The following is a 26,302-nucleotide window of genomic DNA, read 5'->3' as shown; positions in this document are numbered from 1 at the left end:
CGGGGCGTTTCGTCGGGCGATGTTCGGCGTGATCGTTTACGAGGCACTCAACGATGCTTGCCACGGCGCATTGTTCTGCGTGTTGCCGCTCATGCTTTTACCGGATACTCGACCGGTATACCGTTGGTCTCCTACAGTAAATTGAATTACCTCTCCTTCTAGCCGCGCGTCGGTGATCGGCGTGACATTATTGCCCTCGCGCAGGGATCCGCTGAGCATTTGATAGCGTTGCTCCAATACGAGCTCTTTATCGCCGAGTGCCCATGTGCCGGCGACTTTGGCGGGGACGATCCATTTGTGCGCGTTGCAATACGCCGTGCAGTTTTCGCTGACTTGCGCAGATTCGTCGGGTTGCCAATCGCCCATGGTGAACGAGTTGGAGACGACGCGCGTGCCTGGCTTCATCTCCAGGATGATGGGACGTAGACGTTCGTTCAGACTGGGTAGCAGGAACAAGGTCACTACGGTGGCGTCGGAGAAATCCGATTTGAAAATGTCGGCCTGTTCGAATGTCGCTTTGTCTGCGACGCCTTCGGCTTTTGCGGCGCGTTGCGCCAGGGCGACCATGTCGGGATTGAACTCGATGCCGCGTGCCGTAGCGCCGCGTTTGGCGGCAGTGATGACGGTGCGGCCGTCGCCTGAGCCCAGATCGACGAGGCGGTCGTTGGGAGTGAGTTCGGCCATTTCCAGCATGCGGTCGACTAGTGCTTGAGGTGTGGGCACCCACACCACGTCTTTACCGGATTGGCCCACGGTGGGCTCGTAAGTCGAGGCCTTGTCGGCCGCCGTTTGAGCGGCTGCGCTGGCATGCCAGACCATGGCGCACAGCACGGCAGATACTAGGGATTTTTGCAGCGTTTGCATTGACGTTCTCCTTGTTGAGAGGGCAAGTCAGAGGGCGGCATCGTCCCGCGGTTGGGCGGTGGCGACGGGGTCTACAGCTTTGTTTCTGAGCAACAGCAGCGGCGTGCCTGCGGCCAGTACGGCGAGTCCGATCCAGGCCGCTGCGCCGGTATGCAGAATGCTCGCGTGCAACATGTACAGGCACGTCAGGCAGAACACGATCGGCGTGAGGGGATAGAGCGGGACGCGATAAGGCAGTTGGCGTTCAGGGTGCCGCCACCGCAGCACGAATACAGCGAGCCCGACCAAGAGCAGAAATCCCCAAAACACCGGCGCGGTGTAGTCCACCATGGCCTTGAAGCCATCGCGGGTAATGGCGCCCATGCCTATCAGGGCCAGTGCGATGGCGCCTTGGACCAATTGCCCGTTGGCCGGCGTTTTACCGCGGCCGTCCCAGATGCCCATCCAATGCATGACCGAGAGGTCCTGTGCCATGGCATAAAAAACGCGGGCGCCGGTAAAGATGGTGGCGTTCAGGGTGGATATGGCGGCCACGATAATGGCCAACGTGACGATGGTTTCGCCCGCGGGGCCGGCAACTTGCCGCATCATGTCAGCGGCCACGGCATCCGAGGCGCGCAAGCCCTCCAGGCCCAGAATGGAAACGAGGGCGAGATTGGCCAGCACGTACAGGAGAATCAGAATGAGCGTGCCGGTGACGAGGACTTTCGCGATGTTGCGCGGCGCGTCTTTGAGTTCGCCGGTCAGATAAGACGCCTCGTTCCAGCCGCCAAAAGTGAGCAGTACAAAGATCATCGCCAGCCCTAGCGCGGCGGTGTCGGATGAGATCGGTGTCGGTGGCGCGGTGAGCTCTGCCGGTGCGCCGAATAGTCCAAACAGAATGACGGCAGCGAGAGCGCCTACCTCGACCAGCGTCACGACGACTTGCAGTGTTTTGCTTTGCGCCGTTCCGATGATGTTGACGCCAGTAAACAGGATGACTGAGAGGGCGGCGTAGAGTGCCGGGCCATAGGGGCCTAACGGAAAGAGTTGAGCAACATAATCGCCCAGCATGAAAGCGACGCCTGCAATGGCGCCAGTCTGGATGACGGTGCCCCGCGCCCAGCCGAATAGCATCGCGACAGGACGTCCATAAGCGCGGGATAGAAAATGATATTCGCCCCCTGCATGGGGATGTGCCGCAGAGAGTTCGGCATAACACAGCGCACCGATCAACGTGACCACGCCACCCGCCACCCAGACCATGATGAATGCCCATTCCGAGTCGACATTGGCTGCGACGATGGACGGTGTCCTGAAAATACCGATGCCGATGACCAAGCCCACAAGAATGACGACGGCATCGAAGACCGACAGCATTCCTGCAGGTTTGGCCTCGACGTGATGAGAGGCTGGAGCGGGTGATTCCGTACTGCGCTGGTGTAGATTGTTCATGAATTTGTAAGCTTCAGGACAATAGGCCGCCAGCGTGGCGGGGCGGAACTGCAGGAATTAAATTGACTTCAACAGGGAAAAGCCGAAGGTATTGATGCCGTGTTCGCTACGGATACAGACGGACCCGCCATGCATGGAAGCGATGGCGCGCACGATGGACAGACCGAGGCCGTGATGGACGCCGCTATGCGTGCGCGCGGCATCGCCACGGTAAAAGCGTTCGAATAGACGGGACTGCTGTTCTGGCGGGATCGGGTCGCCATGATTCGAAACGGAAACCCATGCATAATCGCCGCGCATTTCAATGGCGACGACGACTTCGGTGCCGGCATACGCATAGCGCACGCTGTTCGAGAGCAGATTGGCCAGGGCGCGATGGAACAGGCGTTTGTCGGCGTGTATGTGCGCATCGCCATCGATACGGACAGTGAGATCGCGTTCGAAGAACGTGTCCTCGACGTATTCCACGGTTTTGCGGGATTCGGTCAATAGCGAGATGTCGCTGAGTTCTGCGGCGCGATGCCCGTTCTCGGCACTGGATAGAAACAGCATGTCGTTGACGATGCTGCTCATACGCTCGAGTTCTTCCAGATTGGATTCAAGCAGGTCTTGCAATGCGCCGAGATCCCGTTCGCGAACAAGGGCAACCTGAGTTTGGCCTATGAGATTGGTCAGGGGCGTACGCAGTTCGTGGGCGACATCGGCGTTGAATCCCTCAAGCTGCAACCACGCGGCCTCGCGGCGCTCGAGCGCATTATTGAACGACACGGCGAGCTCGCGGATTTCAGGCGGCAGGCCAACGACGTCCAGCCGTTGCCGCGGGTTATTGGGCGGCAAGCGGTTGGCCTGCCGGCTGAGCCGGCGCACGGGACTCAAGCCCAGTTTTGCAATCCAATATCCCAGTATGGCAACCAGCAAGATGCCCAGGGCTGAAGTGATGCTCATGACCCGGGTGAATTTTTCTTTGGTGTGGATGTAGGCCGAGCAGTCGAGTGCGACGATGAATTCCACTTCGGGCCGGTCACCGGAGGCAGGAATGGTGCGGCTCAACGTCGCCCAGATGTTGGATGGCTCGCGGACTTTGATGAATCCGAACGGTTCTTCGGGAATTTCCCAGCCGTCCTCGAGCAACAAGGGGGCGCCGTACGCAAAGCGCTCGTCCGAGGACCGTATCCAGTAACGAACCCGCGCACCTTCTTGGGAAAAACCGTCGAGTTTGCGGCGTACGGTCTCCCATTCGAGCTCGGTAGCGCGCGAGTGGATGTAGGGATCCAGCAAGGTATGGTGATATTCCAGTTCACCACGCACCTGTTCGCGTACGGACTCGGTCAGCACGCAGTACAGAAAAAAAGCGACGCCGGAAAATACCACCGCGGCGGTGATGGCGAACATCGTCGCCAGTCGCCATGCAATGGGCAGGCTGCGTCTGGGCCGTATCATGCGGCGTCGTCCGATGGCTCGCTATGCCGGTTTTCGAGTACGTAGCCCATGCCGCGAACGGTGTGCAGCAATTTGCGGCCATAGGGGGCATCGACCTTGGCCCGCAGGCGTTTGACGGCGACTTCGACCACGTTGATGTCGCTATCGAAATTCATGTCCCAGATCTGCTCGGCGATCATGAGTTTGGAGAGGACTTCTCCCTGATGGCGGGCGAGCAGGCTGAGCAGAGAAAACTCTTTGGCAGTGAGATCCAGGCGCTGTCCTGCCCGGGTGACTTTACGCGCGAGAAGATCGATCGTGAGATTGTCGATTTGCAGCGTGGTGACCTCGTGCCCCTCTGTGCGGCGTCGCGTCTGAGCTTGCAGGCGGGCTACCAGTTCTGTGAACGAAAAGGGTTTGGGCAGATAGTCGTCGGCGCCTTTGCGCAATCCGGTCACGCGATCGTCAACGGCGCCTCGAGCCGATAGCATGATGACAGGCGTGGATTTCTGGCGGCGTAACTGAGTCAGCACCCCATAGCCATCCAGGCCGGGAAGCATCAAGTCCAGGACGATGGCGTCATAGTCGAACTCGAGGGCCAGATGCAGGCCGTCAACGCCCGTGTCTGCGACATCGACGGTATAGCCGAGTTCGGTCAGTCCTCGCAGAATGTAGGAAGACGTTTTCGCTTCGTCCTCGACGACAAGTACTCGCATGGTGAGAATTGCTTTTGTACCAGGGGAAAATGGCTTACAGCATGGAATCAGTTTACGCAGGCCCATAGGTCATCGCGCTGACGATACGCTGACATTTCTGTCAGCCAGACGGCAATGCTGTCCGTCGACAGCGTGCGCAATCTCTGGCCTGGGAACAAGGCCGGCCTCAAACCAAGCCTAGTGTAGGCTAATCAGCGATGTTCGCCGTCCAAGTAGAGCCAATGTCCGCCGACGCGCAGAAATCGACTGATTTCGTGCAAACGCGTGGCACGGCCGGCCTGGCGGTAGCGAGCCACGAATTCGACCGTGGCGTGATCGGCGTCTGGCTGATGGTGCTGCTTGATCTGCAGGCCTAGCCATTTCAGATCGGAGGGGTTCGGCTCTAGCCGAGCGGGACGTGTGTCAGGGTGCCAGGTGTCGAGCAAGTACGGCAGATCGTCCAGCACGAAAGCGCTGTAGCGCGAGCGCATCAAGGCGAGGGCGTCCGGGGCGAGCAGGCGCTGCGGGCCGCGATGCCACCGTTCGCAGCAACGCGCATAGGCCAGGCCGCTATCGCACGGACAAGCTGGCATCGTTCAGACCACCAGATCCTGATAATCGGGGTGCCGGGCGATATAGGCTACGGCATAGGAACACAAGGGCAGGACGCGCCAGCCGCGTTGGCGAGCCGTGTCCAGGGCATGGCGAGTCAGTGCCGCAGCGATGCCCCGGCCGCCGACGGCGCTGGGGACGCCGGTGTGCTGGATGACCATGGTGTTGTCGCGCAACTGATAATCCAGGACGCAGGCGTGGCCGTCTACGCGCGTTTGGAAGCGGCCTTGCGGCTCGTTATGATCAATGATGAGCGTGGTGTCGGACATGGTGGTAAAGCCAGGAAGACAAGCCGGTTTGCGATGACCGGCGAACCGGCCGCGATATGCAGATCAACGATACAGGAACAGGATAACCCAGACTGCGATCATGGCGACAAGACCCACCCAGCATGATGCCCAGAAGCCTACGATGGGGATCTTTACACTGAAAGGCACGCGTCTGGGCTCAACATGGCTGAGTTGTTTGTTGGCATGAGCAAACAGGCCAAAGTTGAATCCCGGAAAGGCCAGGCGAAAGAAATAGTCTTGAAAGATAGAGGTCTTGATGACCAATGGGAATTGCCGAAACGATCCGTGCTTTAACAAGGGATGCTTCAGGGTTGCGTTGATTCTGTCCGTCTGTACAAAGAACAGCAAAATGCCGCAGATGGTGCAGACAATGAAGCACAGCGTGACGAGACTGAATGCGTAGGCGAGAACGGGAGTGGACATGAGATGCAGTGCAGTAAAGAATGGCTAGGCGTGTTGGGACGAGGCGGAAACTATCCGCGTGTCTGTCCTTCGCCGCTGAGAACCCATTTCAGGGTGGTCAGGCCTTCGAGGCCGACAGGGCCGCGTGCGTGCAGCCGGTTGGTCGATATGCCGATCTCTGCGCCCAGGCCATATTCGAATCCGTCTGCAAAACAGGTGGGCAGATTGACATAGACCGAACTGGAGTCGACCTCGCGTTGAAAGCGGTGGGCGGCCGAGAGGTCTTCGGTCACGATGGCGTCGGTATGGCCGGAGCCCCAGCGAGCGATGTGTTCGATGGCTTGGTCCAGCGAGTCGACGATGCGCACGGCCAGAATCGGAGCCAGGTATTCAGTGGCCCAATCTTCGTCGGTGGCGGGTTTGGCGGCGGGTACGATCTCGCACGTACGAGGGCAGCCACGCAGTTCGACGCCGTGCGCGGTAAACGCAGTCGCGAGGCGCGGCAGGATCGAGATGGCGGCGCCGGCGTCGATCAGCAGGGTCTCCATGGCGCCGCAAATGCCGTACCGATAGGTCTTGGCGTTAAAGGCAATGGTGTGGGCCTTTTGCGGATCGGCGGCGGCATCGATGTAGACGTGGCAATTGCCGTCCAGGTGTTTGATCAGGGGCACACGGGCTTCGCGCGCCAGCCGGGCGATGAGGCCTTTGCCGCCTCGGGGAACGATGACGTCGATGTGCTCCGTCATGGTGATGAGCTTGCCCACTGCAGCGCGGTCAGTCGTGCCGACGACCTGGACGGCTTCAGGAGGCAGATTGGCGGCTTGCAGGCCGGTTTGTACGATCTGTCCCAGCGCGACATTGGAGTGAAAGGCCTCGCTGCCGCCACGCAGGATGGTGGCATTGCCGGATTTCAGGCATAGCGCCGCCGCATCGATGGTGACGTTGGGCCGGGATTCGTAAATGATGCCGATCACGCCCAGCGGCACGCGCATTTGAGCGACGCGCATGCCATTGGGACGGACGGTGCCTGCCGTGGTACTGCCAATTGGGTCCGGCAGATTGGCGATCTGACGCAGGCCTTCTGCCATTTTGTCGATGGCGTTGTCCGATAGGGTCAAGCGGTCGAGCAGTGCGGGCTCCAGGCCATTGGCGCGTGCCGCCTCCAGGTCTTTGGCGTTGGCGGCTTGTAGCGAGGCGCGATTTTCCAGCAGCGCATCGGCCATGGCGAGCAGCGCCTGGTTTTTGGCCGCGCCGCTGGCGCGCATCATGGCCCGCGAGGCGCGCCGGGCGTTTTCGCCCAAGAGCAGCATGGCATTATCGATATCGGAAGAGGACATGAGAGTGTCTGGCATGATTCGGAAGGCGGTGCAGCATGCACCGGCAGATAGTCCTAAGTGTATCGTGCTGCGCGGCAGCGAAGGGCGGGCCGCCGCTGCGCGGCAACAGGCCCGCCAGTGTGCGGCGCCAGGCCGCTATCCGAGAGCACAACCGCAGGGGGCGGCAGCGCGGCGGGGCGGTTGGACGGCGCAGCGTGTTGCAGCCCGGCCCGTGAGCCGCAGGGCCGGACCGTCATCGGGCACGGCTGCCGGCTGCCGCCACGCGTAGCGCCAGTCGGGTCATTTCTTCCCATGCGTCTGCGAGGCGTCCGGGGACGGTCAGGCCTTTGATCAGACGGTCCACCTCGTGCGCATGCTGGACCGCCGCCGGCCAGGCCTTGGCGGGGATGCGCCCCAGGGCTTGCAGGGCCAGTTTCTCGTGGGCGCCGAATATCCTCAGCCGGCGCATCAGTGCGCCGGCGTCCTGGCCCGTGGCGCGGGCTTCGGCGACGCGGGCCAGCAGGCGGATCTCGTCGCCAACGGCCCACAGAACCAGGGGCAGCGCCTCGCCTTCGGCGCGCAGGCCCTCCAGCATACGGATAGTGCGCGGTGCGTCGCCCGCCAGCATGGCGTCGCGCAGGCCGAAAACGTCGTAACGGGCGACGTTGAGCACGGCACGTTCGACGTCCTGGGCGGCCAATTGGCCCTCGGGGTAGAGCAGTCCCAGTTTCTGGATTTCCTGGTGGGCGGCCAGAAGATTGCCTTCGACCCTGTCGGCCATCCATTGCAGCGTGGCGGCGTCGGCGCGCTGGTTTTGCCGCGCCAGGCGGGCGCCGACCCAGGCGGGCAGGCGGCTGCGTTCGATCGAGGCGATGTCTATCATCATGCCGCTCTGCGCCAGTGCCTGGACCCATTTGGACTCGCGCGTCGCTTTGTCCAGGCGGGGCAGCGCCACGACGATCAGAGTGTCGGGATCGGGTTGCGCCGCGGCTTGCGTCGCCAGTTTCGTGAGGGTGTCCGCGCCCGTTTTTCCGGGCTTGCCGGTGGGCAGCTTGATTTCCAGAATGCGCTTGTCACCGAACAGCGAGACGCTTTGTGTGGCGGCGAAAACCGCGCTCCAGTCGCTGCGCGCATCCATGATCATGGAGGTGCGGTCGGTGTAGCCGGCTTGGCGTGCGGCGGCACGCAGAGCGTCAGTGGCTTCGATGACGAGCAGAGGTTCGTCGCCAGATATGGTGTACAGCGGCGCCAGGCGCTGCCCGGCGCGTTGCAGATACTCTGCCAATCGGTCAGCGTCTAGCGACTGCCCCATGCGTCACCACGTGCCCGTGCCGGGCGTCCCAGGCGTTTGCCAGGTTTCCGGCCGATTGTCGGACGGCACGGCATTGGGATCGTAGACCGGCGAGTCGGGATCGTTTTCGCCACGCTGTGCGGCCTCGTACGCATTATGTACGTCTGGCGCCGTCAAGCGTCGGAGCAAGCGGCTGACCAGAGCCTGCTGCATGGATTGATACAGCGTCTCCATTTGCGCTTCTTTGGCTTGGACGACCTGATCGTCGTACGGCATTTCGCGATAGATCGAGAGCGTGGTGTCGGGCAGGATGGCCACGCCTTTATTGGTGATCAGGCGGAATGTGAAGTTGATGCCGAGTTCGTATTCCTCGACACGGCCTTGTGCGTTGAGCGATACCTCGCGCAGTGAGCGGCTATTGTCGACGACCTGCAACACGGCGTCCGCTGCTTTGGTTTGGTCTACCAGGCGTGTGTTGGGTGATGCTGCACGTATTGCACGCCGGACGTCGGCACCAAAGCGCGTGTTTTCGGGAATGCCGACATAAAGCGTGTTGAACGGCAATGGCGTCACGCCACGCATGGCGAAGCCGCACGCCGCCAGCAGCATGACGGTCGCCAGGCTGGCTGCGCGCAGCCACCAGCGTGAGCGGAAATGTTGCAGGCGGGGCGGAGCAAAATGCATGCGTGACCTCTTAACCAACGACGTTGACGAGCTTGCCCGGCACGACAATCACGCGCTTGGGCGGACGGCCTTCGAGGAAGCGGGAGACTTCCTCCTGGCCGGCGGCGAGTTGTTCGATCTCTGTTTTCGAGGCCTGTGCGGCGACGCGGATCGAGCCTCGCAGTTTGCCATTGACTTGCAGCATGAGCTCGATCTCGTCGGCCACCAACGCGGCCTCGTCGACGTGCGGCCAAGGCGCATCCAGCAGATCACCCAACTGGGCTGCATAACCCAGATCACGCCACAGGTGCCACGTGATGTGCGGCACGACCGGATACAGCACTCGCAGCAGGATGCCGATGGCTTCGGCGCGGGCTGCATCGGACTGGGCCCCGTCGGGGAGCTTGGCGCTGTCGATGGCGTTGAGCATTTTCATGCAAGCCGAGACCACCGTGTTGTACTGGATACGCTGGTAATCGTAATCGGCTTGCTTGAGCAGGCTGTAAACCTCGCGGCGCAGGTCTTTGACGGGGGCGGGGGCCTGAGTCCAGTCGGTGCCGGCAGCCAGGCCACGGGCAATGGCCTCGTGTTGGCCATAGCACAAGGTCCACAGGCGGCGCAGGAAACGATTCGAGCCGTCTACGCCGGAATCAGACCACTCCAGGGTTTGCTCGGGCGGGCTGGCGAACATGACAAACAGGCGCGCGGTATCTGCGCCCAGTGTGTCGATGAGCGCTTGGGGATCCACGCCGTTGTTTTTGGACTTGGACATGGTGCCCACGCCGCCATACTGCACGTCGGAACCGTCGGCCTTGAGCTTGGCGCCGATGATGGCGCCCTTGGCGTCGTATTGATTTTCGACTTCTTCGGGCCAGAAATACTCGATGCCGCCCTGGGCGTTTTTACGCGAGTAGATGTGGTTCAGCACCATGCCTTGGCACAGCAGCTTGGTGAAGGGTTCGTCAAATTTCAGCAGGCCCATGTCGCGCATGACGCGTGTCCAGAACCGGGCGTACAGCAGGTGCAGCACGGCGTGTTCGATGCCGCCGATGTACTGGTCCATGGGCATCCAGTAATCGTTGCGCGTATCGACCATGGCCTCGTCGTTGTCCGGCGAGGTGTAGCGCATGAAATACCAGGACGAGTCCACAAAGGTGTCCATCGTGTCGGTCTCGCGCCGTGCGGGTTTGCCGCAACTGGGGCATGAGCACGACAGGAATGCCTCGTTTTTGGCCAGCGGGTTGCCGCTGCCGTCGGGAATCAGATCATCGGGCAGGACGACCGGCAGGTCTTTTTCGGGCACCGGGACCGGACCGCAGTCGGCGCAGTGAATGATGGGGATCGGGGTACCCCAGTAACGCTGGCGCGAAATCCCCCAGTCGCGCAGGCGCCAGGTGGTTTGTTTTTCACCCAGGCCCTGGGCCGTCAGATCGGCCGCGATCGCGTCCACGGCTTCGCGGAACGTCAGGCCATCGTATTTGCCGGAATTGACGGTGCGGCCGCTTTGTTTGTCGCCGTACCATTCTTGCCAGGCGTCGGTGGAATAGGTTTTGCCCTCGAGCGCGACGACTTGCTTGATGGGCAATTGGTATTTCTGGGCAAAGGCGAAATCGCGCTCGTCGTGAGCGGGCACGCCCATGACGGCGCCGTCGCCGTAGCTCATGAGCACATAGTTGCCTACCCAGACGTCGACTTGCTCGCCCGTGAGAGGATGGGTGACGGTCAGGCCCGTAGGCATCCCGGATTTTTCGCGGGTGGCGATTTCAGCCTCGGTCGTGCCGCCGAGCTTGCATTGTTCGATAAATGCGGCGAGCTCTGGATTGGATTGCGCAGCGTGCGTAGCCAACGGATGTTCAGGCGCAACGGCGCAGAACGTGACGCCCATGATGGTATCGGCACGGGTGGTGAAGACGTACAGCTTGCCGTCCTGGATGAGCTGGCCGTCGGTGCCGGCGATCTGATGAGGGAACGCAAAGCGCAGGCCCTCGGATTTGCCGATCCAGTTTTCTTGCATGACGCGCACGCGCTCCGGCCAGCCGGGCAGGCCGTTGCGGACTTGTTCCAGGAGCTCGTCGGCGTAGTCGGTGATGCGCAGGTAGTAGCCCGGGATCTCGCGTTTTTCCACGAGGGCGCCCGAGCGCCAGCCGCGTCCGTCAATGACTTGCTCGTTGGCCAGCACGGTCTGATCGACCGGATCCCAGTTGACGACCTGCGTTTTGCGATAGGCGATGCCTTTTTCGAGCATCTTCAGGAACAACCATTGGTTCCATTTGTAGTATTTCGGATCGCAGGCGCACATTTCGCGCGACCAGTCGATCGCCAGACCCATCGATTTCATCTGCTTTTTCATGTAAGCGATGTTGTCGTAGGTCCATTTGGCCGGCGGGACTTTTGACTTGATGGCGGCGTTTTCGGCGGGCATGCCGAATGCGTCCCAGCCCATGGGCATCAATACGTTGTAACCGCGCATGCGTAGCTGGCGCGCCATCATGTCGTTGATGGTGTAGTTGCGGACGTGACCCATGTGGAGCTTGCCGCTGGGGTACGGCAGCATGGAACACGCGTAGAACTTCGGCTTTTCGGAGCCGTCGGCGTTCTGTGCGTGCTCGGTGACACGGTAGGCGTCGCGGGCCTGCCAGTCTTGGTGGGCGGCTGCTTCGACGGCGGTGGGGCTGTAACGTTCCTGCATGGGCTCGTGCGCGTATCTATAGAAAGAAAGTGGGCCGCCGCTGCGTCACGCAACGACGGTCAAACCCCTGATTATAAAGAGTCCCTAGCCGCGAGGGGCCGGGGGTGGGTTTTCGGGGATGCGACCCGATGGGGACCAGGCGGCATAGGCCAGGGCGGCAAGGCTCACAGCCAGTCCGCCGGCCGAGACCGCCAACCATCCGCCCGCGGCGTACAGGAACGACGAGATCAACGAGCCGGCTGCGCCGCCGATAAAATAAGACGTCATGTAACCAGCGGTGAGTCGGCTGCGGGCGTCGGGCTGCAGGCGATAGATGGAAGTCTGGTTGGTGACATGAACGCCTTGGATCATCATGTCCAGCATGACGACACCGATCAGCAGCGCCGCCAGCGAATGCGCTCCCAGCGCGAGCAAGACCCATGAGGCGGCCAACAGTATCAGTCCGATCCTCGTCGCCAGATTGCCGCGTCCACGATCGTTGAGACGGCCGAATCGATTGGCGGCAAAAGCTCCGGCCGCGCCCGCCAGGCCAAATAGACCAATGGTGCTGTCACTGTAGGAATAGGGGGGATTGGCCAGCAGGAATGTCAGTGGCGTCCAGAACATGCTGAAAGAAGCGAAGATCAACGCCCCCAGCAGCGAGCGTGCCCGAAACAGGGGCTCACGTGCGTAGAGATGAAAAATTGAGGCCAGCAAGCTTGTGTAGCTGAGATGCGTGGTTGCTTTATAGCGCGGCAATACGCGCCACAACGCCGCCGCCATGATGAGCAGCAATCCCGATGCGACCCAGTAGACGGTGCGCCAGCTGCCCAGTTCGGCGAGTCCGCCGGCTACCGTGCGTGCCAGCAGAATGCCGAGCAACAGGCCGCTCATGACCGTGCCGACGGCTTTGCCGCGCTGGTGAGGGGCCGCCAAGGTGGCGGCGAACGGCACAAGGACCTGGGCCACCACGGACAATACTCCCGTGGCGGCGGTGCCTGCCAGCAGCATTGGAAAGCTGTTGGCAAAGCCGGAAATCAACAAGCCCACCGCGCTCAACAGGGTCATGAACACGATCAGCGCACGGCGCTCAAGCATGTCGCCCAGGGGAACCAGCAGCATCAGACCGGCGGCATACGATAGCTGTGCCGTCATGACGATGCTGCCGGCGGCGGTCTCGTTCAAGCCGAACTGCTGACTGATGGTGTGCAACAAGGGCTGCGCGTAATAATTGCTCGCGACGATCAATCCCGTGGCTGCCGACATCAACAAGATGATGGGCGTGGTCAATGTGGGGACGCGGGCGGGAGTGGGGTGAGACATGGACGGGACTGCAATCAAGAGGAGTGGGCGTTGGCGTCATGCGCGCTGAGCAGTTGGCGCAGCAGCGTCGCGAGATGTTTGCGATCGCCCGCAGACAGCGGGCTCAATAGCTGCTCGAGCTTGATCAGGTAGTCATCCAGCACCGCTTTGATGACGCGCAATCCTTGAGGCGTCAACGACACCATGACGCTGCGGCGATCATCGGGGTTTGGTGCACGGACCAGCAGACCTGCTTGCTGCAAACTATCCAGACGATGAGTCATGGCGCCGGAGGAGAGCAAGAGGGCGCCGACCAAGGCCTGGGGGTTTAACGCATGTGGCGGGCCCGCGCGATACAGCGTGGCCAGCACATCGAATTCACCTTGATGCAGGCCATATTCGCGAAAAGTAGTGTCGACCTCGCGGGCAGCCAGCGTATGCAGGCGAAACAGCCGGCTGAATACAGCCATGCTGGAGACATTCAGTTCAGGACACTGCTCGTGCCACTGGCCAAGAACGAAATCAACGTGATCGCGCATGGTTATCTTTACATTAAGTATTTTGACGTAAAGATAAATGGGCGGATCCGGAATGTCAATGTTGCACGCAAAAACGGCAAGGCCCGCCTCTTGCGAGACGGGCCTTGCCGATCAAACTGTAGGGACGGTGCGCAGATTTACTGAGCGGCGTCTTTCAGTTTTTTCAGAGGACGGACCTTGACCTTGACCGATGCGGGCTTGGCCGGGAACCAACGCTCTTGGCCGGTGAACGGGTCTTTGCCGAAGCGCTTGGCCTTGGCAGGAACCTTCTGCACGGTGACTTTGAGCAGGCCAGGCAGAGAGAACTCGCCAGCGCCTTTCTTGTTTACCGAACCCAGTGCAGCGTTTTCCAGCCCGGCCAGAACGGCCTTGACCGATTTGGCTTCCACGCCGGTCTGTGCGACCAGGTGAGCAACCAATTGCGACTTGTTCAGTGCTTCTTTGATGACGGGAGCCGCAACCGTTTTTACTGCAGCGGTCTTGGCGACGGTTGCCTTTTTGGCAGGTGCTTTCTTAGCCGCAGCCTTGGTGGCAGGGGCTTTGGCAGCGGTCTTGCTGACTTTCTTGGCGGGAGCTTTTGCTTTGGTAGCCATGGTCGAAATCCGTATGTTGAGAACGCGAGTGAGCTCGGTACCGAAGATCGGCACGTGGCACCTCGCGCCCGATAATAGCGGAACTTCAGGCGCTGTGTGCGTATTTCTTTGCGTTGACCCCTTAAAACATGTTGTTTTCGTGGCAAAGACATGGCTGATTGCAATCTCAGCGGGCTGCAACTTGTATCGTTGGGCGATATTTTCCAGGCCCGGAACGACCGCAAATTCCGCGCTCTTTTGCTGCTGCGCACAGCTTGGCAGGAATCGGGGAGGGCGAAGGTGCGCACGTTCATCAAGGCTGCATGATGGTCGAGCGTGAACTTTTCGTGGGTTATCCTGACGAACTTGCCAGCCTCGCGCCTGATCGCGTGGCGCTGACAGGTCTTGACCGCGTGCCGCTTGTCGAGCGCGCGACCGACACTGGGTGGGATTGGCTGATTCCAAGTAGGAGTTCTCTTGTTCAAGAAAGTATGTGCCAGCTGGCTGCTCGTGGCAGCCTGCGTGGCGGGTGTGCCGGCGCACGCAGCGGCCGTTGTGCCACCGCCGGTGACGGCCAAAGCGTGGTTATTGCTCGATGCCACGAGTGGTCAGGAAATCGCGTCATTCAATCCTGATGCGCGTATCGAGCCGGCGTCGTTGACTAAAGTCATGACGGCTTATCTGGTGTTTCAAGCGTTGCGCGATGGGCGGCTGTCGGCACAACAGCAAGTGACGGTGTCGACACGAGCCTGGAAAGTTGCGCCGGGCAGCTCCAAGATGTTTCTCGAGCCAGGCAAGCGCGTGTCGATCAATGACTTGCTGTATGGCTTGCTGGTGCAGTCGGGCAACGATGCGGCGATCGCGTTGGCCGAGGCGACCTCGGGTTCGGTCGAGGCGTTCGTGCAGCGGATGAACGAGCAGGCTGCGCAGATGGGGCTGCACGGAACGCGTTTTGCGAGTCCGCACGGCTTGTCCGATCCGAATACCTACTCGACGGCGCGCGATCTGTCGGTGTTGGCGCAGCGTCTGGTCAGCGATTTTCCCGATCTGTATAAGACCTATGATTCGGTGCGGACCTTTACCTATAACAATATTTCGCAGTCGAATCGCAATCGCCTGTTGTGGCTGGACCCGAGTGTCGATGGGCTGAAAACCGGCCATACTGACTCGGCAGGATACTGTCTGATAGCCTCGGCGCAGCGGCCCGACGGCCAGATGCGCCGGCGTTTGATCAGCGTGGTGTTGGGCACGGGCTCTGACAAACTGCGTACCCAGGACAGCCAGGTGTTGTTGAACTGGGGGTTCCAGAGCTTCAAGACCGTCAAGCTGTATGCTAAGGGGGAGGCCATCGACACGCCGCAGGTCTGGAAAGGCGAACAGGATGCCGTGCGTGTCGGACTGGCGCGCGACGCTTACGTGACGGTTCCGCGGGCCTCGGAGGTCAAGCCGGTCGTGACGCAACGGCAGCCGTTGATCGCGCCTATCGCCGCGCAGGCCGAGGTAGGATCGTTGCAAGTGTTGGTTGACGGCCAGCCCGCCGGGAATTGGCCGGTCGTGGCGCTGGATGCGGTGCCGCAGGCCGGGATCATGGCACGCACCTGGGATACGGTGCGGCTATGGTGGCGGCAGACCATGGGTTAAATGCGAGCGGCGCAGTTCCGTCGCGAGAGTGGCCGGCTTGAGCGGTGTGGTGCCACGACAGAAAGGTCGTGAGCTACACGGCGCATGGAGAGGAAGGAAATGATCATGAAAGTCGATATTCCTGGGTTTTCGTCGCCGGCCGTGGGGTTGGATACGCCGTTGGAATTGCTTTCGGCCTGTCATGATCGTATGGGCCGCCAATGTGCCACGCTGCGGCGTTTGGCCGCGCATGTGGCGCAACATGGTTCCGATGCTGTAGCGCAGACGGCAGCTGCCAGCGTGCTGAAGTACTTTGATACGGCGGCCGTGCTGCATCACCGTGACGAGGAGGCCGATCTCTTTCCCGCGCTCATCGATTCCATGGCCGGTTCGGACGCGAGATGCTTGCATGAGATGGTGGATGGTTTGACGCAGGAACACCGTCAATTGGAGGCTTTGTGGCGCCGTCTGCATGGTCCCTTGGAGGCGGTCAGTGCAGGCCAGCCTGCCGAACTCGACGAGGCCGGCGTCGAGCAGTTTTGCGCACAGTATGCCGACCATATTCAGCGCGAAGAAAACGAATTACTGCCCATGGCAGCGCGGCTGCTGGACGATTTGGCGCTGTCAGATATGAGTCAGGCGATGCGGGCGAGGCGCGGTGGCGGAGCGAGTTAGGAGGTGCGGATATGCCGCGTCCTGCAAGCGAATCGCGCCGGTCATTGGATGGCAGCGCCAGCTCATAAAATGTCCGTGTGATGCCATGTGCGTTGCACGCATCAATGCATGGGATTACCCTATATGCCCGCTGGTTATAAGCGGTGCTTGTCGCTGGTCTATCGCCTGCCCATTACTATGCGCTCGTGGTATTGAATCGAGCCCGGCCGACAATCTCATCACAATAGGAAGATGCAGCGCGTGGCTAAGTTGGCAAATCGCATATTTGGTACGTGGATTCATGATGTCGGGCCTGCCTCGCTGCGGGCCGATGCTTTTGCCGGGCTGCTAGGGGCGCTGTTGGTGCTGCCGCAAGGGGTGGCGTTTGCCACCTTGGCGGGCTTGCCGCCCGAGTATGGGCTGTATTCGGCCATTGTGCCCTGTGTGGTGGCGGCGTTGTTTGGTTCGAGCCGCCATGTGATGTCGGGCCCGACGAACGCCAATTCACTGGCGCTATACGCCGTGCTGGCGCCGTTGGCGATGGCCGGCAGTCACGACTATATCCAGATGGCGCTGGCGGTCACGATTCTGGTGGGGATTCTGCAATTATTGGTCGGCGTGCTGCGGTTGGGGGCGTTGGCGAATTTCATTTCGCCTTCTGCGCTGTTCGGCTTTACCAGCGGCGCAGCCTTGCTGATCGCGGTACATGCGTTGAAAGACGCGTTGGGCCTGGACGGTATTCACGCGCATGGCGCGGGGGCTGTATTACTGGGTGTGGCGAGAGGGCTGGGCGAGCTGCATTGGGGCGCGCTGCTGGTGGCGCTGGTGACGATAGGAGTGTCACTGCTGGCGCGCCGTTGGGATCGTCGCAAGCCGCATATGCTGATCGGCCTCGTAGCGGGAACGGCGGTGGCCGCTGCACTGAACGCCTGGGCGTTTTCTGAGCCGGGCAGCGGCATCCGAGTGTTGGGCAAGCTGTCTCAGCCTGTGCCGCCATTTCATGTGCCCGAGGTTCCGTGGAGTTCGTTGCCGGATTTGCTGGGCCTGGCCTTTGCGTTATCCATTGTGGCGCTCGCGCAATCGATTTCGATTGCCAAAGTGGTGGCTTCGAGGTCTGGGCAGACGATCGACGCCAATCGTGAATTCATGGGGCAAGGGTTGTCGAATATCGTGGGCGGGTTTTTCTCGTCTTATTTGTCCTGCGGCTCGTTGAACCGCTCGATCCCCAACTTCGAATCAGGGGCGCGTACCCCCATGGCGGCAGTATTTGCCGCGGTGTTGTTAATGCTGCTGGTGACGGTGAGTTCGCCTTTGCTGGCACAAATTCCGTATGCGGCGATTGCTGGGCTGCTGTTGCTGGTGGCGTGGAATCTATTGGAATTGCCGCACTGGCGGCGTATCGCAGGTGTGCAACGCAACGAGTTCTTGATTGCGCTGGCGACCCTGGTGGCGACCGTGACGATCCGTATGGAGATCGCGATTTTGCTGGGTACGTTGCTGTCGCTCATGACATATCTGCATCGCACCTCGCATCCTGCCATGCGCACGATGGGATTCAGAGCGAGCGATCCAGATCGTCATTTTGCCGTGCTCGAAGGGAATTCAGATGAACTGCCCGAATGTCCGCAATTGAAATTACTGCGCATGGAAGGCTCGGTCTATTTTGGTGCCGTGGCTCACGTCGCTGATCGGCTGCAGGCGCTACGCAGCCAGGCCAACGCACCGCGCCATCTGCTGGTGATGACGAAAAGCATGAATTTCATCGATCATGCGGGGGCGCTGGTGTGGGAATACGAGCTGCGTAAGCGGCGCGAAATGGGGGGCGATCTGTATTTTCACCGGCCTCGACCTGAGGTGATGCAAATGTGGCATCGCATGGGATTTGTCGACTATCTAGGCGAGGACCATATCTTTCCCGACAAGGCGACCGCGATCGCACAGATTTTCCAGCGTTTGGATCCCGATATCTGTGCAGGCTGCACGGCGCGTATTTTTCGCGAGTGCAATCAACGGCCGTTCAGGCCCACAGGGGATGCCGGCGGCAACGATGCATGATCAGCAATGAAAAAGGCCCCCCATGCTGCGCCTTCGGCTTGCTGCCCCCCGAGGGGGCGTTTTTGTTTTGGGGCGGCCCGGCAACAAAAAAGGCCTCGCAATAGTGCGAGGCCTTTTTTTGCTGCGTCGAAAACCGGCTGATTACTTCAGCTTGGTTTCTTTGTAGTCAACATGCTTGCGAGCGACGGGATCAAATTTCTTGATCAGCATCTTTTCGGGCATGTTGCGCTTGTTTTTGGTGGTCGTGTAAAAGTGGCCCGTGCCGGCAGTGGACTCGAGCTTGATCTTTTCGCGGATACCTTTGGCCATGTCTTGCTCCTAGATTGTGATGGGGCCGGATCAGGCCAGTTCGCCGCGGGCGCGCAGGTCGGCCAGAACAGCGTCGATGCCGTTCTTGTCGATGATGCGGATGGCCTTGGCGGAAACACGCAGGCGAACCCAGCGGTTTTCGCTCTCGACCCAGAACCGGCGCGATTGCAGGTTGGGCAGGAAGCGACGCTTGGTCTTGTTGTTAGCGTGCGAAACGTTGTTGCCCGTCATCGGGCCTTTGCCAGTTACTTGGCATACGCGTGCCATGGTTTTACCTCTAAGTATTCTGGCCGCGTATGGCGAAGCTGGGGAAGGAAAGACAGGTAGATAGGCTTGGCGCCTGTGCTTATACCCGCTACCCGCCGCCCGCTGTACCTATACACGGGGTGCTGGTCGAAAGTGGTAGCTACAAAGCATAGTAGGCTACTCACGGGAAAACTTCATACGAAGCTCGCCATTCTAATACGAAAAGGCGAGAAAAATCAATAGCTAGGCTGATAGGTGTTGGTCAAAGGGGAAAATATCCCCATTGTCCGTGTGCGCAGGGCAGAGTACCGCCGATTCCCCCCACCTATAGAGAGAGGGGCGGACCCCGGCGGGCGATGCGGCCGGACAACCAGGACAAGGTGGCGCAACAGGCCAGGACCGTGGCCAGCGGCAACGGTCCGTCTGTCTGCCAAATACTCACGACGACGCCGGCGATCGCGCCGCATGACATTTGCAGCGTGCCGAGCAAGGCCGATGCGGCCCCCAGGCGCATGCCTTGTTCCGATAAGGCCAGCGCCGCCGAGTTGGGATTGACGAACCCCTGGCTGAACATATAACCGATCAGGCACGCCATCAACAGCGGTAACGTCATCCAGCCGGTCACGGCCAGGAACAGGGCCAAGAGACTAGCGACAGCCAAGGCATTTTGGGCGACGCGCTGTAATTGAATGGGGGTGCGTTTGCGCAGCAGCCGGGCGCTGACTTGCGAGCCGATGATAAGCCCGGCGGCATTGGCGCCGAACAGCAGCCCGTAGTGCTCGGGCGCGATACCGTAATACTCGATAAATACTCGAGGCGAACAAATGATGTAGGCAAACATGCCGGCGGAGCCCAGGCCCCCGGCCAGACTGTGTGCGATAAACCGACGGTGTCGGATCAGGGCCAGATAATTCTCGGCGATGCCGCTGGCGCGCAACGGTTGTACGCGCGCCGGCGGCAGGGATTCCTTCATGATCAACGTGGTGGCGATGATCATGGCCAACGAGACAGCCGCCATCAGCCAAAACAGGCTGCGCCAACCGACAAAGAAAAGCAATTGCCCGCCAACCAGCGGCGCCAGAATCGGTGCGAGGCCCATGATCAGCATGAGCATGGACATGGCGCGTGCCGCGTCCTGAGTTTCGTAGTGATCGCGGATCACCGCGCGAGGAATAACAATGCCGGCCGCGCTACCCAGGGCTTGCAGTACGCGGCACAGCGTCAGCATTTCGATAGTGCTGGCCAGTGCACAGCCGAGCGATGCGATGGCGTATATGCCCAGTCCCCCCAGCATGGGGAGTTTGCGGCCGTAGCGGTCGGCGAGAGGGCCGTAGACAATTTGAGCCAGGGCCAATCCGACCAGATAGGCTGCCAACGTGCGCTCGACGTCGCCGCGTGGGACCTGCAACCCAGCGGAAATTGCCGGAAAGGCCGGCAAATACATATCTACGGAGAATGGCCCGATGGCGGTGAGCACGCCCATCAAGATGAGCCAGCCGGGCATGCGGCGAGGTAAAGACTGCGATGGCATGAATGCGTGGGCGGGAGGGGCTGTGCTACTGGTAATGCGCGTGCCGCACAGAAACACCGCGCATGGATAGGGAAGTTGACGTCTCGCTGAATTAGATAGCAAGCTAACTATTCTAGCATGCGTGTAGGACTGGCAGTGAGTGGTGATTTTCGGATAGAGTTGCTCAGTTCTTTCATGTAGGGGAGAAGCTGTGAATCCTATGCTGTCTGCTGTAGAGCGCAAGTTGCAAGCATTGCCAGTCACCGTACAGTTAGAGTTGCCTGATGGCACTGTCGTCGGGCCTGCCGATCCAAAGGTTCGGTTCGTCGCGCGCGATAAATCGGCGTTGGCTCACTTGGCCGAAGGGGCGGTCGGGGTGTTGGGCCAGGATTACGTCGAGGGTCGCATCGATATCCAGGGCAATATGCGCGATGTCATGGCCGCTGCTGCGGCGCTGTTGCCGGGTTCGCCGGTCGATGCGGCACGGGGGGGCTGGTTGACGGAACTGGTGCGCAAAGTGATCTCGGTGTGGCGCCACTCCGTCGAGCGTGACGCCAAGCAAATCGAGTTTCACTACGACTTATCCGACGAGTTTTATGCGCTGTGGCTGGATCCGCGCCGCGTTTATTCCTGCGCGTATTACCGTACGCCCCAGATGAATCTGGCTCAGGCTCAAGAGGCCAAGCTGGACCACATTTGCCGCAAGTTGCGTTTGAAGGCGGGCGAGCGCTTTCTGGATGTGGGAGCCGGCTGGGGCGGGCTGTTGCTGTGGGCCGCGGAGAACTACGGGGTCGATGCGACGGGGATCACGCTGTCGCGTAATCAGCATGCCTATGTCAATAAACTGATCCAGGAGAAGGGCCTGTCGGGCCGAGTGCGGATGGAACTGCTGGACTACCGCAAACTCGATGAGTCTCAGCCCTACGACAAATTGGCGTCAGTCGGGATGTTCGAGCACGTGGGCCGCGCCCAACTGCCAGGGTACTTTGCCAAGCTGCGGCGCCTGGTCAAACCGGGCGGGCTGATCATGAACCACGGCATTACCGCGGCCGGCTTGTATAACGCCGAGCTGGGCAGCGGGATGGGCGAGTTCATTGAAAAATACATCTTCCCGGGCGGTGAACTGACCCACATCAGCAGCGTGATGGAAGCCATGACCAACGGCGGTCTGGAAGGGGTGGACGTGGAAAACCTACGCCCTCATTACGCACGTACCCTATGGGCATGGAGCGATGCGCTGGAGGCACGTCTGCCCGAAGCCGTCCAACTCTTGCAAGGCGAGCAGGGTGCCCGGTCGCTGCGGGCCTACCGGCTGTATTTGGCGGGTTGCGCGATGGCGTTCGAGCATGGCTGGATCGCATTGCACCAGGTGCTGGCCACGACGCCGGCGACGGGGCGGCCCGACGAGTTGGATAACCCGGCAGATCTTGGCTATCCATGGCGACGAACTTATATGTATACCGACGCGTGAGGATGGGGGTTGTCCGTCGGTCTCATTGATTGCCGGCGCGAACGGACAGCTGACATGCGGGGTCGCCAAAATGGCGGCCCCGCGTTTCGCTGCCTGAAAAATTAGCGGAAAAATTGACCGAAAATCGCCGGCCACCGGCAAATTTTTCGCCTCAATAACAACTGTTAGAAACTCAAAGAAACTAAATGTGTCCTGTTTATATTGCGGCGCAACACCGCGTAGATAGGGGCTTTGCACCCGATCAATGAGTAGTTTCCCTAGCCGTTTTTTGGATTTTTGTATCCAAATGATTCGACATGGGTGTTGGTCGGACAGTCAAAATCGGCTAAGATGCTGGCTTCTTCATTTAGTTGTATTCAAAATTCTGTCATCCCGACAGGGGCCTTTTGAGGGCTGCTGTTTGGGTTTGCTGTCTGACGAGGCTGACGTCCCTTGCGACGCCACGTCTCGCTGCTAGTGTCGGTTTGTATTGGCGGTTCTGCCCGTCTTCCGCACAACCCCCTTAGCTCCACGGCATCACGCAACCTGGTTTGGTTGGCGAGGTGTCCTTGAACCTATGGAGGCAAAAGCCAATGCGTTTCAATCCTGTCAAAACCCTGTCCGCTGCAGCGGTGTTCCTCGCGTTTGCCGGTACTGCTCAAGCAGCCGACGCACAATGCGAAATCGACCGTCCGGTCAAGTTTGGCGGCATGAACTGGGAATCCAATCTGGTCCTGGTCGATGTCCAACGATTCATCATGGAAAAGGGCTATGGGTGCAAGACCGAAACCCTGCCTACAGAAACGCTGCCAGCGTTGGCCGCGTTAGAGCGCGGCGATTTGGACATCAATACCGAGATTTGGCTCAACAGCGTCGCCGAACCATGGGACAAGGCCGAGAAGACCGGCAAGGTCAAGCGCATCGGTGATGTGTATATGGGCGGCGAGGCCTGGTTTATCCCTCGCTATACCGCGGAACGTCTGCCTGAGCTGAAGTCGGCGGCGGATCTGCCTAAATTCAAGGATGAATTCAAAGATCCGGAAGAGCCCTCCAAGGGACGTTTCTACGGATGTCCGGCAGGCTGGGGTTGCGAAGTCGTCAGCACGAATCTGTTTCATGCTTTGAAATTGGACGATTCGTACACGCTGTATTCGCCGGGCACCGGCGCTGCCCAGAAGGCCGCGTTGACATCGGCCTACAAGCGCAAGCAGAACGTGGTTTTCTATTACTGGTATCCGACGCCGCTGGTGGGTTCGCTGGATCTGGTGAAGCTGGAATTGCCGCCGTATGACGCGGAAAAGCATAAGTGTCTGACGTCGCCGCAGTGCAAGGATCCTCAGCCTAGCGCTTATCCGGAAAACCCCGTCTTTACGGCTGTGAATTCTGGTTTTGCAGAGAAAGCACCGAAGTTGACCGAGTTCTTGTCCAAGGTTTCCGTGCCGCTGCCCGAGATGGATGCGACGTTGGCCTATATGGAAGAGTCGGGGGATGAGTCGTCTGATGTTGCCCAGTGGTTCCTGAAGAATAAGTCTGATGTATGGAGCAAGTGGGTGCCTGCGGAGGTGGCTACGCGGGTCAAAGCGGCGTTGTAAGCGTCGCTTGTCGGGACGCTCGCTTGGCCTGTTGAAGTGATAGGCGCCCGCGTTTCATGTGTGCGCGTGGCTCCGCTACGTTATTTTCGTGCGGTGGGGCTGTGCTCAGTGCAGCGGGTTTCTCTGCTTAGGCGTCCCTGCTGGGTGCCGGGCAGTTGCCCGCCGGCCCTATCGCCGCGACTCGGCCCGTGAGCAGGGGCCTCGGCCTCGCTGCGCGAGGCTACATCGCGGCTCTACGGGCCGGCGGGCAACTGCCCGGCACCCAGCAGGGACTCGCAGTAGTGGCTGGCCGCGGCATTGATTGTGTTTTTCTGTGGTTCTCGTATGTGTCCTACATGTGTCTCGTCGCTGACGTGTGCCGGGCGATATGTGCGTGCGGCGCATGCCACGTCGGGCGTGAGCAGGGGGCATGTTGTGTGAATGTTCGTACGGCATGTTCATGTGACCTAGTCCGAAGGCGATTGTGGCCGTTGGCTTGGTACGAGAGGCACATTGCGTGACTAGGGTCATGCAGCTGATTGCTCTGTGTGTTTATCGGCTGCATCGCTCTACGGCATGCCCGTAAGGAGGGTTTATGTTTCCAGAAATTATTCCGCCACGCGCTGTGCGTGGCGCTATTGATTCATTTGTCGATCACTTGGTGACGCAGTATGCGGACACCTTGGAATCGATGTCGCAGCCGTTCCTGAGCGCGTTGGTGTGGCTGGAGCAAGTCTTGCGCAGCACGCCATGGTGGCTGGTGGTGTTGGTCACCATCGCGATTGCCTGGGGTGTCAGCCGGCGTATTGGTCTGAGCATTGCCATGGGCGCGCTGTTGTGCGTGATCGGACTGCTGGGGCTGTGGGATGCAGGGATGCAGACGCTGGCACTGATGATCATGGCGGCAGGGCTGTCGGTGATTATCGGTATCCCAGTGGGAGTGCTGATGGCGCGGGTCAATTGGCTGCGCTCCATCATGTTGCCGATTCTGGACGTCATGCAGACAATGCCGAGTTTCGTTTATCTGATTCCGGTGGTGATGTTGTTTGGTTTGGGCAAGATTCCCGCGATTATTGCTACAGTGATTTATGCGGTGCCGCCGCTGATCCGCTTGACTGATTTGGGGATTCGTCTGGTTGATCGCGAGGTGCTCGAGGCGTCGCGCGCGTTTGGCGCGAATGCGCGCCAGCAGTTGTTTGGTGTGCAGTTGCCACTGGCTTTGCCCAATATCATGGCTGGTATCAACCAGACCACGATGATGGCGTTATCGATGGTGGTGATTGCTTCGATGATCGGGGCGCGTGGCCTGGGTTACGAAGTGTTGTTGGGTATCAATCGTCTGGAGGTTGGCCGAGGTCTGCTCGCAGGCCTGGGGATTGTGGTGTTGGCGGTGTTGTTTGACCGCATTACACAATCCTATGGACACCGTGTACGTAAAGGAGGCCACCGATGAGCAAGATTGAAGTCAAAAACATTTATAAGATCTTTGGCCCGCATCCGGAAAAGTGGTTGTCTGCCGCGCAGAGCGGCATGAGCAAGGAAGACCTGTTGGCCAAGAGCGGCCATACGCTGGGGTTGCGTGACATCAGCCTGTCGATCGAAGAGGGCAGTATCTACGTCATCATGGGTCTGTCCGGCTCGGGTAAATCGACGTTGATCCGCCATTTCAATCGTTTGATCGAACCTAGCGCCGGCCATATCCTGGTCGATGGCGTGGATGTGGTCAGCCTGGGCAAGCGTGAGCTGGAGACGTTCCGCCAAAAGAAAATGAGCATGGTGTTCCAGCGCTTTGGCTTGTTTCCGCATCGTACGGTGCTGGATAACGCTGCGTACGGTCTGACTGTGCAGGGTGTGGCCAAGGCGGAGCGGGAAGAGCGCGCGCGCCATTGGCTGGATCAGGTCGGGCTGAATGGGTTTGAAGCGCAGTATCCGCATCAGTTGTCGGGTGGGATGCAGCAGCGCGTGGGCTTGGCTCGTGCCTTGGCGACCGATGCCGAGATCCTGTTGATGGACGAGGCGTTCTCGGCGCTGGATCCGCTGATCCGCCGTGAAATGCAGGACCATCTGTTGCAGTTGCAAGCTAAGCTGAACAAGACCATCGTGTTCATTACGCACGATCTGGACGAGGCGCTGCGTCTGGGTAATCGCATTGCGATTCTGAAGGACGGCGAGCTGGTGCAGGAGGGCACGCCGGAAGACATCTTGCTGAATCCGGCGAATGACTATGTGCAGGCATTCTTGCAAGACGTCAACCGTACCAAGGTCCTCAATGCTGCGCATGCGGTGAATCCGCCGCGGCTGACGTTGACCATGCGTTCCCGTCCGGCGCATGCGTTGGACCGTATGCATGCGTTGAGTTTCGAGTATGCGCCGGTGCTTGATGGTAAGCGATTGGCGGGTGTGCTCACGAGCGAGGCAGCGCAGCGCGCAGTCGAAGCAGGTGTGCGCGATGTGTCGGCGTATGTCGAGGATCTGGCGTCGGTGCCTGCTACGGCTGGCCTGGACGAGGTATTGGCTCGTCTGGTGCACAGTGATCAACCGGTCGCCGTGACGGGCGAGGATGACGAGTTCATCGGTATGCTGTCCCGCAAGAAGGTCGTGGACCTGGTCACGCCGGCATTGCAGGATGCTGCGCCTGAAGCGGCTGCGTCGTCAGCAACTGATGAAGAGCCGAACCAGAATACGGTCAAAGCGACCGAGTCTGCTTAGCGCCGCGAGCCTTTTGGTGTTCCGGCATGATTCCTGAGCACCTTGACGAGTATGGCATTAGGGGGCGACTTAGGTCGCCCCCCTAATGCATCTGGCCATGCCGAGGCAATG

Annotated in this window: 24 protein-coding genes; 7 read left to right on the top strand and 17 right to left on the bottom strand. The window is 60.1% G+C overall.

Translation table 11 applies throughout. From position 1 onward, the window contains the following. Nucleotides 1-36: 36 nt before the first annotated feature. The 14 genes from CAL20_RS18205 to CAL20_RS18140 form a co-directional block, all read right to left on the bottom strand. Nucleotides 37-864, bottom strand: coding sequence for a class I SAM-dependent methyltransferase (locus CAL20_RS18205; protein ID WP_094822319.1), 828 nt, complete (start codon nucleotides 862-864; stop codon nucleotides 37-39). A gap of 27 nt (nucleotides 865-891) precedes the next feature. Then, the gene (locus CAL20_RS18200) at nucleotides 892-2,223 is read right to left on the bottom strand and encodes an APC family permease (protein ID WP_256981619.1); all 1,332 of its coding nucleotides are present in this window, start codon (nucleotides 2,221-2,223) and stop codon (nucleotides 892-894) included. Nucleotides 2,224-2,355: 132 nt separating this feature from the next. Further along, the gene (locus tag CAL20_RS18195) at nucleotides 2,356-3,738 is read right to left on the bottom strand and encodes a heavy metal sensor histidine kinase (protein ID WP_094838571.1); all 1,383 of its coding nucleotides are present in this window, start codon (nucleotides 3,736-3,738) and stop codon (nucleotides 2,356-2,358) included. Continuing rightward, complete coding sequence (locus CAL20_RS18190) at nucleotides 3,735-4,433, bottom strand: heavy metal response regulator transcription factor (RefSeq protein WP_094838570.1); 699 nt, start codon at nucleotides 4,431-4,433, stop codon at nucleotides 3,735-3,737. Before CAL20_RS18190 ends, CAL20_RS18195 begins: the two co-directional genes overlap by 4 nt. Nucleotides 4,434-4,624: 191 nt before the next feature. Continuing rightward, on the bottom strand, nucleotides 4,625-5,005 hold the full coding sequence (locus CAL20_RS18185) for a YchJ family protein (protein ID WP_094838569.1): 381 nt from the start codon (nucleotides 5,003-5,005) through the stop codon (nucleotides 4,625-4,627). Nucleotides 5,006-5,008: 3 nt separating this feature from the next. Next, nucleotides 5,009-5,293 carry a GNAT family N-acetyltransferase gene (locus CAL20_RS18180; protein WP_094838568.1) on the bottom strand — a complete coding sequence of 95 codons (285 nt, stop codon included), beginning with the start codon at nucleotides 5,291-5,293 and terminating at the stop codon, nucleotides 5,009-5,011. 63 nt (nucleotides 5,294-5,356) lie between these two features. Next, nucleotides 5,357-5,737: a hypothetical protein gene (locus CAL20_RS18175; protein ID WP_094838567.1), complete on the bottom strand. Its 381-nt coding sequence runs from the start codon at nucleotides 5,735-5,737 to the stop codon at nucleotides 5,357-5,359. Between the two features lie 50 nt (nucleotides 5,738-5,787). Further along, nucleotides 5,788-7,053, bottom strand: coding sequence for a glutamate-5-semialdehyde dehydrogenase (locus CAL20_RS18170; RefSeq protein WP_256981609.1), 1,266 nt, complete (start codon nucleotides 7,051-7,053; stop codon nucleotides 5,788-5,790). A 232-nt stretch (nucleotides 7,054-7,285) separates the two neighbouring features. After that, nucleotides 7,286-8,344 (bottom strand): DNA polymerase III subunit delta, encoded by a 1,059-nt coding sequence (gene holA, locus CAL20_RS18165; protein ID WP_094838565.1) that lies wholly within the window; start codon nucleotides 8,342-8,344, stop codon nucleotides 7,286-7,288. Between the two features lie 3 nt (nucleotides 8,345-8,347). Then, complete coding sequence (locus CAL20_RS18160) at nucleotides 8,348-9,007, bottom strand: LPS-assembly lipoprotein LptE (protein ID WP_094838564.1); 660 nt, start codon at nucleotides 9,005-9,007, stop codon at nucleotides 8,348-8,350. A 10-nt stretch (nucleotides 9,008-9,017) separates the two neighbouring features. Beyond that, nucleotides 9,018-11,675, bottom strand: coding sequence for a leucine--tRNA ligase (gene leuS, locus CAL20_RS18155; RefSeq protein WP_094838563.1), 2,658 nt, complete (start codon nucleotides 11,673-11,675; stop codon nucleotides 9,018-9,020). An 84-nt stretch (nucleotides 11,676-11,759) separates the two neighbouring features. After that, nucleotides 11,760-12,977 carry an MFS transporter gene (locus CAL20_RS18150; protein ID WP_094838562.1) on the bottom strand — a complete coding sequence of 406 codons (1,218 nt, stop codon included), beginning with the start codon at nucleotides 12,975-12,977 and terminating at the stop codon, nucleotides 11,760-11,762. A 14-nt stretch (nucleotides 12,978-12,991) separates the two neighbouring features. Continuing rightward, entirely contained in the window at nucleotides 12,992-13,495 is a 504-nt protein-coding gene (locus CAL20_RS18145) for a MarR family winged helix-turn-helix transcriptional regulator (protein WP_094838561.1), read from the bottom strand. 137 nt (nucleotides 13,496-13,632) lie between these two features. Next, a complete protein-coding gene (locus tag CAL20_RS18140; protein ID WP_094822306.1) occupies nucleotides 13,633-14,088 on the bottom strand; it encodes an HU family DNA-binding protein in 456 nt (151 codons plus the stop codon). Nucleotides 14,089-14,544: 456 nt separating this feature from the next. On the opposite strand from CAL20_RS18140, the gene CAL20_RS18135 reads away from it, so the two are divergent. The 3 genes from CAL20_RS18135 to CAL20_RS18125 all read left to right on the top strand — a co-directional run bounded on the left by CAL20_RS18135 (nucleotide 14,545) and on the right by CAL20_RS18125 (nucleotide 18,396). After that, a complete protein-coding gene (locus CAL20_RS18135; RefSeq protein WP_094822305.1) occupies nucleotides 14,545-15,708 on the top strand; it encodes a D-alanyl-D-alanine carboxypeptidase family protein in 1,164 nt (387 codons plus the stop codon). 105 nt (nucleotides 15,709-15,813) lie between these two features. Next, nucleotides 15,814-16,362 carry a hemerythrin domain-containing protein gene (locus CAL20_RS18130; RefSeq protein ID WP_094822332.1) on the top strand — a complete coding sequence of 183 codons (549 nt, stop codon included), beginning with the start codon at nucleotides 15,814-15,816 and terminating at the stop codon, nucleotides 16,360-16,362. Between the two features lie 231 nt (nucleotides 16,363-16,593). Then, on the top strand, nucleotides 16,594-18,396 hold the full coding sequence (locus CAL20_RS18125; protein ID WP_094822304.1) for a SulP family inorganic anion transporter: 1,803 nt from the start codon (nucleotides 16,594-16,596) through the stop codon (nucleotides 18,394-18,396). Nucleotides 18,397-18,537: 141 nt separating this feature from the next. Here CAL20_RS18125 and rpmG read toward each other — a convergent pair whose 3' ends face one another. The 3 genes from rpmG to CAL20_RS18110 form a co-directional block, all read right to left on the bottom strand. Beyond that, nucleotides 18,538-18,705 (bottom strand): 50S ribosomal protein L33, encoded by a 168-nt coding sequence (rpmG, locus tag CAL20_RS18120; protein ID WP_003810296.1) that lies wholly within the window; start codon nucleotides 18,703-18,705, stop codon nucleotides 18,538-18,540. A gap of 30 nt (nucleotides 18,706-18,735) precedes the next feature. Then, nucleotides 18,736-18,972: a 50S ribosomal protein L28 gene (gene rpmB, locus CAL20_RS18115; RefSeq protein WP_012250213.1), complete on the bottom strand. Its 237-nt coding sequence runs from the start codon at nucleotides 18,970-18,972 to the stop codon at nucleotides 18,736-18,738. Nucleotides 18,973-19,276: 304 nt separating this feature from the next. Further along, nucleotides 19,277-20,455, bottom strand: a complete 1,179-nt coding sequence (locus tag CAL20_RS18110) for a Bcr/CflA family multidrug efflux MFS transporter (protein WP_094838560.1) — start codon at nucleotides 20,453-20,455, stop codon at nucleotides 19,277-19,279. Nucleotides 20,456-20,672: 217 nt separating this feature from the next. Here CAL20_RS18110 and CAL20_RS18105 point away from each other — a divergent pair, with 217 nt between their 5' ends. From CAL20_RS18105 to CAL20_RS18090, 4 genes are all read left to right on the top strand, one after another. After that, a complete protein-coding gene (locus tag CAL20_RS18105; protein WP_094822302.1) occupies nucleotides 20,673-21,932 on the top strand; it encodes a class I SAM-dependent methyltransferase in 1,260 nt (419 codons plus the stop codon). 572 nt (nucleotides 21,933-22,504) lie between these two features. Beyond that, nucleotides 22,505-23,503 carry an ABC transporter substrate-binding protein gene (locus CAL20_RS18100; protein ID WP_094822301.1) on the top strand — a complete coding sequence of 333 codons (999 nt, stop codon included), beginning with the start codon at nucleotides 22,505-22,507 and terminating at the stop codon, nucleotides 23,501-23,503. A gap of 574 nt (nucleotides 23,504-24,077) precedes the next feature. Further along, complete coding sequence (locus CAL20_RS18095) at nucleotides 24,078-24,935, top strand: ABC transporter permease (protein ID WP_094822300.1); 858 nt, start codon at nucleotides 24,078-24,080, stop codon at nucleotides 24,933-24,935. Continuing rightward, nucleotides 24,932-26,191: a quaternary amine ABC transporter ATP-binding protein gene (locus CAL20_RS18090; RefSeq protein WP_094838559.1), complete on the top strand. Its 1,260-nt coding sequence runs from the start codon at nucleotides 24,932-24,934 to the stop codon at nucleotides 26,189-26,191. Before CAL20_RS18095 ends, CAL20_RS18090 begins: the two co-directional genes overlap by 4 nt. Nucleotides 26,192-26,302 lie beyond the last annotated feature (111 nt).

Origin of the sequence: Bordetella genomosp. 4 (assembly GCF_002261185.1) — a bacterium.
Taxonomy (GTDB): domain Bacteria; phylum Pseudomonadota; class Gammaproteobacteria; order Burkholderiales; family Burkholderiaceae_B; genus Bordetella_A.
Note: the sequence above shows the minus strand (reverse complement) of the source record. Positions and strands in the feature narration are given on the sequence as shown.

What these genes read in the sequence shown, in the direction of transcription:
- CAL20_RS18205 (WP_094822319.1), bottom strand. Translation starts at nt 864, where the DNA reads ATGCAAACGCTGCAAAAATCCCTAGTATCTGCCGTGCTGTGCGCCATG.
- CAL20_RS18200 (WP_256981619.1), bottom strand. Translation starts at nt 2,223, where the DNA reads ATGCTGTCGGTCTTCGATGCCGTCGTCATTCTTGTGGGCTTGGTCATC.
- CAL20_RS18195 (WP_094838571.1), bottom strand. Translation starts at nt 3,738, where the DNA reads ATGATACGGCCCAGACGCAGCCTGCCCATTGCATGGCGACTGGCGACG.
- CAL20_RS18190 (WP_094838570.1), bottom strand. Translation starts at nt 4,433, where the DNA reads ATGCGAGTACTTGTCGTCGAGGACGAAGCGAAAACGTCTTCCTACATT.
- CAL20_RS18185 (WP_094838569.1), bottom strand. Translation starts at nt 5,005, where the DNA reads ATGCCAGCTTGTCCGTGCGATAGCGGCCTGGCCTATGCGCGTTGCTGC.
- CAL20_RS18180 (WP_094838568.1), bottom strand. Translation starts at nt 5,293, where the DNA reads ATGTCCGACACCACGCTCATCATTGATCATAACGAGCCGCAAGGCCGC.
- CAL20_RS18175 (WP_094838567.1), bottom strand. Translation starts at nt 5,737, where the DNA reads ATGTCCACTCCCGTTCTCGCCTACGCATTCAGTCTCGTCACGCTGTGC.
- CAL20_RS18170 (WP_256981609.1), bottom strand. Translation starts at nt 7,053, where the DNA reads ATGTCCTCTTCCGATATCGATAATGCCATGCTGCTCTTGGGCGAAAAC.
- holA (WP_094838565.1), bottom strand. Translation starts at nt 8,344, where the DNA reads ATGGGGCAGTCGCTAGACGCTGACCGATTGGCAGAGTATCTGCAACGC.
- CAL20_RS18160 (WP_094838564.1), bottom strand. Translation starts at nt 9,007, where the DNA reads ATGCATTTTGCTCCGCCCCGCCTGCAACATTTCCGCTCACGCTGGTGG.
- leuS (WP_094838563.1), bottom strand. Translation starts at nt 11,675, where the DNA reads ATGCAGGAACGTTACAGCCCCACCGCCGTCGAAGCAGCCGCCCACCAA.
- CAL20_RS18150 (WP_094838562.1), bottom strand. Translation starts at nt 12,977, where the DNA reads ATGTCTCACCCCACTCCCGCCCGCGTCCCCACATTGACCACGCCCATC.
- CAL20_RS18145 (WP_094838561.1), bottom strand. Translation starts at nt 13,495, where the DNA reads ATGCGCGATCACGTTGATTTCGTTCTTGGCCAGTGGCACGAGCAGTGT.
- CAL20_RS18140 (WP_094822306.1), bottom strand. Translation starts at nt 14,088, where the DNA reads ATGGCTACCAAAGCAAAAGCTCCCGCCAAGAAAGTCAGCAAGACCGCT.
- CAL20_RS18130 (WP_094822332.1), top strand. Translation starts at nt 15,814, where the DNA reads ATGAAAGTCGATATTCCTGGGTTTTCGTCGCCGGCCGTGGGGTTGGAT.
- CAL20_RS18125 (WP_094822304.1), top strand. Translation starts at nt 16,594, where the DNA reads ATGCAGCGCGTGGCTAAGTTGGCAAATCGCATATTTGGTACGTGGATT.
- rpmG (WP_003810296.1), bottom strand. Translation starts at nt 18,705, where the DNA reads ATGGCCAAAGGTATCCGCGAAAAGATCAAGCTCGAGTCCACTGCCGGC.
- rpmB (WP_012250213.1), bottom strand. Translation starts at nt 18,972, where the DNA reads ATGGCACGCGTATGCCAAGTAACTGGCAAAGGCCCGATGACGGGCAAC.
- CAL20_RS18110 (WP_094838560.1), bottom strand. Translation starts at nt 20,455, where the DNA reads ATGCCCGGCTGGCTCATCTTGATGGGCGTGCTCACCGCCATCGGGCCA.
- CAL20_RS18100 (WP_094822301.1), top strand. Translation starts at nt 22,505, where the DNA reads ATGCGTTTCAATCCTGTCAAAACCCTGTCCGCTGCAGCGGTGTTCCTC.
- CAL20_RS18095 (WP_094822300.1), top strand. Translation starts at nt 24,078, where the DNA reads ATGTTTCCAGAAATTATTCCGCCACGCGCTGTGCGTGGCGCTATTGAT.
- CAL20_RS18090 (WP_094838559.1), top strand. Translation starts at nt 24,932, where the DNA reads ATGAGCAAGATTGAAGTCAAAAACATTTATAAGATCTTTGGCCCGCAT.